The organism is Paenibacillus sp. VTT E-133291 (assembly GCF_002264395.1).
GTDB classification, from domain to species: Bacteria; Bacillota; Bacilli; order Paenibacillales; family Paenibacillaceae; genus Paenibacillus_AQ; species Paenibacillus_AQ nitricinens.
On sequence record NZ_NFVA01000143.1, the window covers coordinates 1 to 9,979 of the forward strand.

At 39.6% G+C, this 9,979-nt stretch carries 14 protein-coding genes; 2 read left to right on the forward strand and 12 right to left on the reverse strand.

From position 1 onward, the window contains the following. The 4 genes from CA598_RS29990 to CA598_RS30005 form a co-directional block, all read right to left on the reverse strand. A partial coding sequence (locus tag CA598_RS29990; RefSeq protein WP_094874703.1) for an SDR family oxidoreductase occupies positions 1–749 on the reverse strand: 749 nt, incomplete at its 3' end. Then, on the reverse strand, positions 746–1,255 hold the full coding sequence (locus tag CA598_RS29995; protein ID WP_179283798.1) for a hypothetical protein: 510 nt from the start codon (positions 1,253–1,255) through the stop codon (positions 746–748). The genes CA598_RS29995 and CA598_RS29990, both read right to left, overlap by 4 nt. Before the next feature lie 108 nt (positions 1,256–1,363). Then, entirely contained in the window at positions 1,364–1,930 is a 567-nt protein-coding gene (locus tag CA598_RS30000; protein ID WP_094878850.1) for a MarR family winged helix-turn-helix transcriptional regulator, read from the reverse strand. A 93-nt stretch (positions 1,931–2,023) separates the two neighbouring features. After that, complete coding sequence (locus CA598_RS30005; RefSeq protein WP_076287092.1) at positions 2,024–2,371, reverse strand: VOC family protein; 348 nt, start codon at positions 2,369–2,371, stop codon at positions 2,024–2,026. 306 nt (positions 2,372–2,677) lie between these two features. Here CA598_RS30005 and CA598_RS30010 point away from each other — a divergent pair, with 306 nt between their 5' ends. After that, positions 2,678–3,490 (forward strand): class I SAM-dependent methyltransferase, encoded by an 813-nt coding sequence (locus tag CA598_RS30010; RefSeq protein ID WP_094878851.1) that lies wholly within the window; start codon positions 2,678–2,680, stop codon positions 3,488–3,490. Between the two features lie 214 nt (positions 3,491–3,704). On the opposite strand, the gene CA598_RS32045 is transcribed toward CA598_RS30010, so the two are convergent. The 3 genes from CA598_RS32045 to CA598_RS30025 all read right to left on the reverse strand — a co-directional run bounded on the left by CA598_RS32045 (position 3,705) and on the right by CA598_RS30025 (position 5,683). Beyond that, complete coding sequence (locus CA598_RS32045; protein WP_218832633.1) at positions 3,705–3,908, reverse strand: S1 domain-containing protein; 204 nt, start codon at positions 3,906–3,908, stop codon at positions 3,705–3,707. Between the two features lie 354 nt (positions 3,909–4,262). Then, positions 4,263–4,658, reverse strand: a complete 396-nt coding sequence (locus CA598_RS30020; protein WP_094878852.1) for a hypothetical protein — start codon at positions 4,656–4,658, stop codon at positions 4,263–4,265. A gap of 257 nt (positions 4,659–4,915) precedes the next feature. Further along, complete coding sequence (locus tag CA598_RS30025) at positions 4,916–5,683, reverse strand: nucleotidyltransferase domain-containing protein (RefSeq protein WP_094878853.1); 768 nt, start codon at positions 5,681–5,683, stop codon at positions 4,916–4,918. Positions 5,684–5,972: 289 nt separating this feature from the next. On the opposite strand from CA598_RS30025, the gene CA598_RS30030 reads away from it, so the two are divergent. Further along, positions 5,973–6,563: an HAD family hydrolase gene (locus tag CA598_RS30030; RefSeq protein ID WP_094878854.1), complete on the forward strand. Its 591-nt coding sequence runs from the start codon at positions 5,973–5,975 to the stop codon at positions 6,561–6,563. 324 nt (positions 6,564–6,887) lie between these two features. Here the strand turns inward: CA598_RS30030 and CA598_RS30035 are convergent, their stop codons facing one another. The 5 genes from CA598_RS30035 to CA598_RS30055 form a co-directional block, all read right to left on the reverse strand. Continuing rightward, positions 6,888–7,802 (reverse strand): phosphotransferase, encoded by a 915-nt coding sequence (locus CA598_RS30035; RefSeq protein ID WP_094874696.1) that lies wholly within the window; start codon positions 7,800–7,802, stop codon positions 6,888–6,890. A gap of 93 nt (positions 7,803–7,895) precedes the next feature. Further along, complete coding sequence (locus tag CA598_RS30040; RefSeq protein ID WP_094874695.1) at positions 7,896–8,345, reverse strand: hypothetical protein; 450 nt, start codon at positions 8,343–8,345, stop codon at positions 7,896–7,898. 164 nt (positions 8,346–8,509) lie between these two features. Beyond that, positions 8,510–8,872 carry a pentapeptide repeat-containing protein gene (locus CA598_RS30045; RefSeq protein ID WP_094874694.1) on the reverse strand — a complete coding sequence of 121 codons (363 nt, stop codon included), beginning with the start codon at positions 8,870–8,872 and terminating at the stop codon, positions 8,510–8,512. A gap of 74 nt (positions 8,873–8,946) precedes the next feature. Continuing rightward, the gene (locus tag CA598_RS30050; RefSeq protein ID WP_256990710.1) at positions 8,947–9,291 is read right to left on the reverse strand and encodes a hypothetical protein; all 345 of its coding nucleotides are present in this window, start codon (positions 9,289–9,291) and stop codon (positions 8,947–8,949) included. Positions 9,292–9,358: 67 nt separating this feature from the next. After that, the gene (locus CA598_RS30055; protein WP_094878855.1) at positions 9,359–9,616 is read right to left on the reverse strand and encodes a hypothetical protein; all 258 of its coding nucleotides are present in this window, start codon (positions 9,614–9,616) and stop codon (positions 9,359–9,361) included. Positions 9,617–9,979 lie beyond the last annotated feature (363 nt).

The following is a 9,979-nucleotide window of genomic DNA, read 5'->3' on the forward strand; positions in this document are numbered from 1 at the left end:
ATTTCCACAACGTGGTTCGCGAGCCAAGGAGGCATATTCCCGTGCTCGATAAGATTACGGAGCAGTACTTGGGGTTCCATGTTGATGTAACTTATCGGTCGATTAAGCAGGGCCGATAGTCGACTCGCAATCTGGGGATAACTGAAAATCTCCGAACCAGTAAGAGTATATATATGGCCTGATACCTCGTGGTTGGTCAGAACTTCTGCAGCAACGTCTGCAATATCGCGACAGTCAATGAAGTTACATGGTGAATCACCCATGGAGCCGAAGAAAATATTTTGGGTTGTGATCGTTGGTGCAAAGCGCATTAAATTTTGCATGAACGCATAGGGGCGCAATACGGTGTGGGTGAGACCCGATTCTCTCAGCGTTTTCTCAATTTCTTGATGCCAGCCCGCTACTGCCACTGGAGAGCTCTGCTCAAAGGCTGGACTTGATATTTTTACGATGTGTTTGATTCCAGATTCGACGGCAATCTGAATGATTGAATTTTCCAATTCGATTTGTCTTGGACTGTTGGACATGGCAAGGAAGAGCTGGCTAGCATCATTAAACGCACGGCGCAGCGATGTGGGGTCGGAAGCATCCACCCTTGCGACCTCGGTAGTCGATCGGCCTTTTTCTCCGATCTGATCGCGCAACTTCTCTGGCTCTCTGCTTAGAGCCCTCACAGGTATGCCAAGATCAACCAAACGTTCCAAAAGTGCACTACCTATCGTACCTGTTGCTCCCATAATAACTATCATTTCTCACTTCTCCTTTTAGATGAAAAATTAGTTGTGACTGCAAGTCGCCACCGCCATGTCACTATCGTGCTTGCTATGAATCCTGACAACGGGAAATCGATCCAGACACGATTTACCCAGGCCAAGTGATTACTCGGAATCATACTTTCAACAGAAACAGATGTCACCCATGCAGCGTATAGTCCAAATGAGGACCCGGCCAATGCGAATACCCCTACCACAACCAAGTGAGGTGCACCGATGACCCATTGCAAATGGCCCACTCGGCTACGCAACAAAAGGCCAATCATCAAGGCCATCAAAGCTGATGCACCACCAATAGTGGTCAATGCCGCTATTTGCAGCCCCCTATCTGCAGTAACCAATCCCCCGATACCTGCCATAATAGCAGGAGCCATATAGGCCATTACAACTTCACGCCATAGTACAAAAGTCTTTTTCTTGGAACCGACAGCCTTGATGTCATAAACACCATCTGTCCGCTTCGGGTATTTCATCTGGTTCATTTACTTGCTCCTTTCTTCTTTGAAGTAGTCCAACGATTGCGTTCAGCGAGATATAATTAGGTGCCTAACTATATAAGAATAAAAATAGGCTAGCTTCACTAGCCCATTCTACTCATTACTGATGTTTCCCTTTGGTTTCGAGCCTAGTTCACCCGTAAGTGCTGAGATGCCTTGTGTAACTCGGTCTAGCAAGTCAAGAAATACGCTGCGCTCTTCGATATTGAGTAAGCCCACCATTGCTTCCAGCCGAGCGAAATGCTCAGGTGCCATTTCACGTAGCTTCTTCGCTCCTTCTTCCGTTAAAATGACTGATTTCTGACGCCCATCGTCTGAGCTTGATCGCCGAGATACTAGCCCATCTCGTTCAAGAATATCGATAAGACCAGTCACTGTTGCACGTGTAACGCCTAAATGCTCCGCTAATTGCGAAGGCAACTCTTCTCCTTCGTTATCTTCAAGATCAGCCAATAAACGATAACGCCCTGTTGATAAACCAAATCTAGAGAAATGAATTTCCGAGGCGTGTCCAAGCATGGCTCCCGCTGCCATTAGCCTAGACGCGACGAGTATAGCCTGTGCGTCTATGTCTAGGTTATAACGATCAATCTGACGCTTGGATTGTACAAGCGAGGGAATAGCCTCAATGTCACTTACTTTTTTATTATTGTTGTTCATATGTGTAGTATGGTTCCTAACTACTTTTGTGTCAACTCATTTTTTATAACTCATCAACTCTGGAGTTATACCGTTGGATTTGGTTAGAACTCTTTATTTCTCCCAAAGCTCGATCAGTCGACCTTCAGGATCTTCAATCCAAACAAACTTTCCAAATTCACTAATTTCTTTTTTCTTTGCAAGTGGTATACCAATATGCTCAAGATGCTTAATAGTCTCGTCTAGATTATGTACTTGGAAATTTAACATCACTTGTTGTTCTGTTGGAAAATAACTGTCATCCTCGGTAAAGAAAGAAAAGATAGTCTCATTTCCTGATTGGGGCTTTATCACAGTCCCATTCCAATGATCTATTTCAATCTTCAAGACCTCACTGTACCATTTTTTTATAACTTCAAGATTCTTAGTTCTCCAAAAAATTCCTCCGAAACCTTTTATCATCGTATTTATCTCCTGTCTGTCATCAATTGTTTAGCTATCCGTTCTCAATAAATATTCGAGATTTAAATTTGAGTTCCTTTTTCAACTATCTTGCCCACTAATTGAACAAATAAAAACTACTACCGTAGCAACCGCTACTCCACTATCGTGTCCGGTTAGCGCAATGAGTCTACTAGATCAAATGGATGCTATATGGAAGATTTGAGGTAGATGTATTCATAGAAAAATGGTACATTATTTGGGAATTAATAGTACGAAAGTCAGGATATTTAGGCTAATATTTTTATATTGGGGGATGGTACTTGCATGGACAAGAATTCTGTTTATAGAACAAATATTATAGGCGCTGGGGAGGTTGGTAGCGCTATCTCGGTCGATATGGACAAGAATGTTATTCATGAAACTAACAGTTTATTTTGGGATACAAAAGGAAATGATATTTTAGGAGCAACCGCACTTCCTTTATATGGAGCATTCGTCTCAGAAGAAAAATGCCAACTTTTTGGCGATATTTCAGGAAAAAAGATGCTAGAGATAGGCTGTGGAAGCGGTCAATCATTGCAATATCTCGGGGAACGTAAAGCATCTGAACTATGGGGTATAGATATATCAGAAAACCAAATCGAAAAAACAAGAGAATACTTATCAGATCACGGACTTTCAGCAAAATTAATCTGTTCACCCATGGAAGAAAAATGTGGCTTACCTGAAGATTATTTTGACTTTGTTTATTCGATTTATGCTATAGGCTGGACAACCGACCTTGAGGGTACTTTTAGCAGGATTGCATCTTACCTAAAAGTAGACGGCGTATTTATTTTCAGTTGGTCTCACCCTATACACAAATGTGTTGTTGCAGAAAATGATATGCTTGTTTTTAAAAAATGTTATTTCGATGAATCTTGGTATTCGGTAACTCTTAACGAAAGTACGCTAACATTATCTGACCGTAAACTATCAACCTATGTCAATGCGCTCTCAAAAGCGGGATTTATCATTGAGGAAATGATTGAGCAATCTGATGATGAACTTATTCAATCCCGGAACGATAACGACGATTTTGCGAAAAAAGCAAAGATGCTTCCTGTAACTTTCGTAATTAAAGCAAGAAAACTATAATTAGTAGTTGAAGATAAATGCCCGTTAATTGAATAAAGGCAGCCTTTCATCTTGACTGATTGGCTGCCTTATCGTGTTTATATTGAACTATCGTCGCCTGTCGCCTGTTAGCTTAATTATGATTCCCGAAAGTCCATACATTCATCAAGTACGTCTCGATTCCTTCATTCCTCTAATATTTGCACATTCTTAGCTGTCCTGCGCTGAGAATCAACTATATCCGGAAACTCGAATAGGTCGAATGCAACTTTTTGACCCTCTTTAAGGAACCGAAAGCCGTCCGGTAACCTAATAGGGTCTGGTAGTATTTCGCTGAAGTGTACAAAAACAGGTTATCTTCCTGCCCGTCTAGCATTATCCGTCCGTAGCCTTGATCTTCTTTGTACCATTTGACAATTCCATATCTTCTTTCCGCCATCTAAGCACCTCCTCTGTAACTTTATGGTACAATCCATAATGTGCTCACATCGTGTTGAACAAGTTATCTTATTTGATTTTTTTCGGAAACCCATATACGAAAAGTATCATACCGAGGAACGCAAGGATTGGCACAAAGATATTATCGAAGAAGCTTGTAATTTGAGTACTTTTCCCATCATTCCACTTTACCACATCGCTCCAAATTTTTACATAATATTATTACTTAACCTAATGCTAATAATGGAACGCTATAGTCCCACAAATTGTAAGGATTCTGCTGGCTATTTGAACAATAAAAAACAGCTGCCGAAGCAGCCGCTATTCTACTGTCGTTCTCCGCTAGCTTAATGATTTACTTTGCTTCGGACGAATCATATTGCTCTTTATTGAGAACTTCATGAATTATATTTGTTATGTCGTTAATTTTGCGGGAACAATATTTCAAAATAGGGTTAGCCCAATATTCGGGTCCAGTTTCTTCATCACCTATTTTCACTAAATTCAATGTATACGCACCCTCTGAACGCATAGCTGGATACCATCCTAAATCCAAAATCAAACCTGTCTTTTCATTTCTAAAATAGAATATATCCTCATGTAGCTCCCATACATAAGGAAATGAGTCGTCATGAAAGTCATCGGGATTAATTTCATAAAAATGATTCCATACGACAGTCCAATCTGATGGAATATTTAATGGCACCAATTGTAGACTAATTTTAATAACACATCCCTTAACAATCTTCATATTCAAATCTCCGTGACTTGTCCAAGTTATCCTGCCCGTTACTTCAATGAAAACAGCAGGCTACCGTAGCGGCTGCTCTTTAATGTGTATCATTCAGCTAAAGTTCCCCGTTACTTCAATAGTCTTATGTTTTAATTAGAGTCGCTGCTTATAGTTGTGAGGCTTGCCGAACACCTAATGCAGTGACGTCCCGACGGGCTTAGGGGGCTGGATGTGGTCACTCACTTCTCAGAGTTACCCGGAGCGTCAATATGGTGTTAGCCGAAGGAAGTTCTGGAAGCAGCCATTGCATTTAAGGCGTTCTCAAAATAGCTATATACTTCATCTGCAATTCCCAGAAACTCTTCAACAAGTACATTACTATCCAAGTAACAAGCATACAGATAATTAACTAAAGCGGAGTCAATCTCACAATAGTTTAATATGGCATTCTTCATCTTAATAATGTCATCTTGCCATACACCTGTATCTTCTAAAACCAAAGAGTATAATGCACGAATTAATCTCTTAGAGTAACCTTTAATATATCTAGTTTTCATTGTGTTCTCATTAGCATTAGAAAGTAAACTATGTATACGATCTACTTCCTCCTTGGTCTCTGTATTTAAGTCTAAAATGAATTCAGGAGAAATAATTATCGGTGGTACTTTTTCACCAACGTCATGACCATATATGCAAACACAAATTATCTTTACCCAAAAACCCCACTCATTTGGTTTACTTAATACATCGTCAATCGAGCAAATTATCGTATCAATCTTAGTTACTAATGGATATTCTTCCAAAAGCCCATCTTTAATATTTGACAATCTTTCGTAATCAATATCTTTGGGATTTACACATACAATAGTAAAGTCTGCATCTGACTTAAAAGGTTTAGCAGTTCCTTTTGGAATCGAGCCACACATATAAATGCTATGAATCTTACCTTTAAATTCGCTAAGTATATTATCTATATATTTATCAACAAAATCCTTATATTCACTTTGTATTACAATTCTATTTATAACTTTTTCTAATATCATATAGACTCCTCCTAAACTAAGAACTTCTTTCGGCTAACGTCTTTTTTGCGAACTTCGTAAATTCGTCATGACTTAAGTTATTCGCGAAATCATTCAACTATCCTGCCCGTTAGTTGAACAAGCGCGCTTTCTTTTTGTTACACAATATCTTCGTACTGTGCAACAATCACTACGACTCTCGACTCGATGAAAAAACTTCTAAACTAACTGCCTATAATATTTATCAAGAAGAAATTCAACCACATAAGTCGAATATGCTTTTGAAACATGTGGGTGGAGGGTGTTGAATATGAATCGTAAAGAATTAATTCTCGATGTGGCAGGAGTGCTTTCCACCAATTTTTCTCCTCATTTTTGGGAAGACCTTTCGGAAAAGTCGAATATTCCTTATGAAGTGCTTTTTCATTTTAGAAACGAAATGCGTGAAAAATTATGGACTGGGAAGATATCGGAGAAGGGGTTCTGGGAGCAGCTGTACATAAAATTTCCTGCAATTAATATAGATAAGGCAAAGCAACTCCTTATTTCAAATATTCGTCCATTACCAGCTTTTGAAAAAGTTCAGCATTGGAGTAAATACGCAAACATCCACTTATTAAGTAACCATCGCATCGAGTGGATTGAGTCCATTATAAAACCAATTGAACCCTTTGTACGCAGTATAACTATATCCAGCGAAGTAGGTTATTGTAAGCCTAATTCTGAAATATACGCTCTTGTTCATCAACATTTAAGTCACCAGGCAGATGTATGGTTTGTTGATGACCAGGACAAAAATTTTAATGAAGCAATATTGCTCGGGTGGAATGCCTTATTAGCTGACAAAAATGGAGACTGGATTCATAAAATCACTTCACTATTGTCAACTGCTGAGGTTTAATTTAAAGCAATACAGTGACTAATAGGCTGAGTTTTCTCGCCGTATAATCCATCCCTTCCTGCACAGTTTGCGTTATATATGATATAAAACATCCACTTAACTTGTTCAACTAAACTGCCCGTTAGTTGAACAAATAAAAAACGACTGCCGAAGCAACCGCTATTCCACTATAGTGTCCCGTTAGCGCAACGACTTACTCTGTTGAATTTCGTGTTCCTCAACATAAAGCAGCATCAGAGAAGGCGGATCGTACCTTATCGAGGCCTTTAAACGACAAAATGGTGCCGATAGCCATAGCCCCATAGCCGCAACGAAATAATGAGCCTAATCCGACAGTGCCCGCATGATGTTGGATTTCGCCTCTGCCGCAATCGCTTCATTCCTGTCATCGACCGCTTGCATTAAGATCAGTATGGGGATGTATACCGCGATCAGCCGCGCCAGCAGCTTCGTTTCCTCGTCCGCTCCTCCGTACGTTTCGAAAAACACGCCACGAGCGTAAGGTGGTAAAAAGCTATAAGCAACGCTCAAATCGCAAGCCGGATGGCCTACGCTCAGATCGCCCCAATCAATGATGCCGGAAACGATCCCGTTCTCATTCACAAGCATATTTTTGAAATGAAGATCGCCATGTAGCAGTGCATTCACCGCCTCGACACGATCCTTTTGAAGCCTGCTAATATACGCTTCGATCACACCGTACTCCTCCGGCGACAAGTGTTCAACCACCTTCGATAGAAAGCCCTCCAATTTCACTTTGCGCGATGCTATGTCCGTCAAGTTTCGATGATCTTGCTGAACTCCGCACTTCAGCGCCGCCTGCACCGGAAACTCATGCAATTTCCGTAAAAATTTCGCCAGCGTCTCTGCCGATAAAGCCCGGCGTTCTTCCGTCAAACCGATGGGGAAATCTCCTGGCACGTAGGCATAGCCAAGAAATGGTGCCGGGTATTCATCACTTGCTTCGCCATAAAACAACGGTTTCGGATAGGGGATGGTCATATATGCCTCCAGCTTCGGCAGCAGCTTCCCTTCCATACGAATCGAGCCAACTGCAATCGTTCTCCTTGGAAACCGGAACACGTACTCGTCACCGATGAGAAAAACCGTATTGTCCCAGCCCCAGCCCAATCGCTTCACTTGCTTCGATGACAGCTGAGGGAATTGTCTGCCGATCAGCGTCCGCGCCTGCTCTTCGTTAACCTCCCACTCCGCATCCCATACATTCGTTCCTCCCATGAATTGTCTGCCTCCTCGTTCCTTACGTTATTTAGATGTTTACATTCCCTGGAAGTTACGCATAACTGCCCGTTAGTTGATTGCATATCAGTATTATTCTACATATAACCAGTCGAAATCATTATGCAAAATGTACTCTTCTGGCTCCAATTCTATTGCAAAACTTTCGCAGATTATATCTTGTTCTGCATATTCATTACCATTGTCTATACCCAAATAGATATGTAGGAGTTCTTTATGTTTTTGTGCTCGTTCGGGAACTCTTTGTAGGATACTTGAAGTTTTGATAACTGCGGAGCGGTAAAATTCACTCCATTCATCAAATTCCATCCAATATGGTAGTTTCGCATATACCACACCTGAAAATTTCAGCCTTGCTTCCCTTACTTTATAAGTAAAGCTATGCTCACTTCTGTCTACTCGCTCAATTACCTTAAGAAAGTAAAACTCAACGGTCTTGTTTTGGTGGTCAATAACGAATTTCTTTATGACTGAATCATACAGTTGTAAATCATCATTACCTTTGTAATCTTCAGTGTTCATATTTTCTCCTTATTTATCCATTTGATAAAAATGTTTATACTGTTTTGATTATACAACCCAAATCTATATTCCACTATACTGCCAGTTAGCCGAACAAAGGGCTTCCTCTCGGAGCCACCATCTCATTATTGAACTATAGTTTCCCAAGCTGAAGAATTGATTATTTATATTATCATGTCAATTAGATGTCGCTCTGTAAGGATAATAGAATGATATGTATTTTCTAAAAAGGTAATACCCTCTATAATCACCCCTTTGAATTCCGCACCATCGAGCGAATTACCTAACAAGACTGCACCTTTAAAAACACAATTGGAGAAATCACACGCTTTAAAATTAGAGTTCATCAGTGTAGAGTTTTCAAAATTAGAGCCCGCAAAGTCAACCGAAAACAAACACTCATCGAAGATTAAACCCGAAAAGTCAAATTCATGATAAGTACCTGCTTCGACGCAAATTTTGTGAAAGTGTCTGTGCCCATTTTGAAGCATATCTAAAAATTCGGCTTCCGTAACTTCTCTTTCCATTGATATTCCCCCACACCAACTTTATACAATAAAAGTTCTACATGGCTTCCATATTAACCTGCCCGTTAGTTCAATTAGAATGGGTTTTCTCCTTTTACAAATGGAATAGAGATTATGTAAATTGAACCAAACCAAAAAAATTTTGATTTCAGACGTTGCTTAAAGTAGATAGTATTCTTCATAATAAATAGTCTAGTAATAACCGTGTATAGTACAAAAAGAAAGTAAGAAACTCCGAACCAATTAACCCAAACATTACCTATAAATTCAATTCCAAAACTCTCATAAATTTTACTTGCTACATTTACAGTAAGTAACAAGCCAATAGCCAAAAAAACAATTGATTCAAGCAATATAACAACATCTTTTTTTAAGCCTTGCATAACCTCATCTCCTTTTAAAAACACAGTATTCCACATCGACAGCCTTCTCCTGATCTCTATTGAGCTATCGTGTCCCGTTAGCTTAACATGTTGATGGTCTGTACTATTTGATTATCTTATTGGCTATCTTATTGGCTATCTGAACGCATTCTTCTTGCGATTTCTCAAACAGGTTCCCGCAGCATTTCTGGAAAACAACATAGATGTACTGTCCAAGGTCACCAATTCCGCATTTTCTCTGGTTTTCATTGATGAAGTTGTATATTTGTTTGACCTCATCATTGTATTCATCGTCCAATAGTGGATGAATCTCGTTGGGATTCCACTCCTTAATCATGTCCTGAATTTTTTGATACAGCAACAATTTAGCCCTCCGTTCTTTTCACTAAAATTCTTCGTTGTTTAATCTCGGTTTTTATTTTACTTTATTTTCGTTGGGAATAATTCCGAAAAATTCGTATACCAATCAGTTCCTTTGGATTTAATCAGTGCAAATGCTTCTTTAAAAGCTATCTCTGTATTCTCCTACACTGGCTCGTATCATGTCATCGTCATCTAATTTAGATAAATCCATTACGGCATCGTCTATTTCGTCATCTCGTGAAGTTTTGTCATAAACAACGGTTATCAATTTTTCTTTTTCAGTTCCTGTAAAAATTATACAATACTAATTTCATAGGTTTGAACTAAACTACCCGTTCGTATTATGAGATCAACCAGTTCT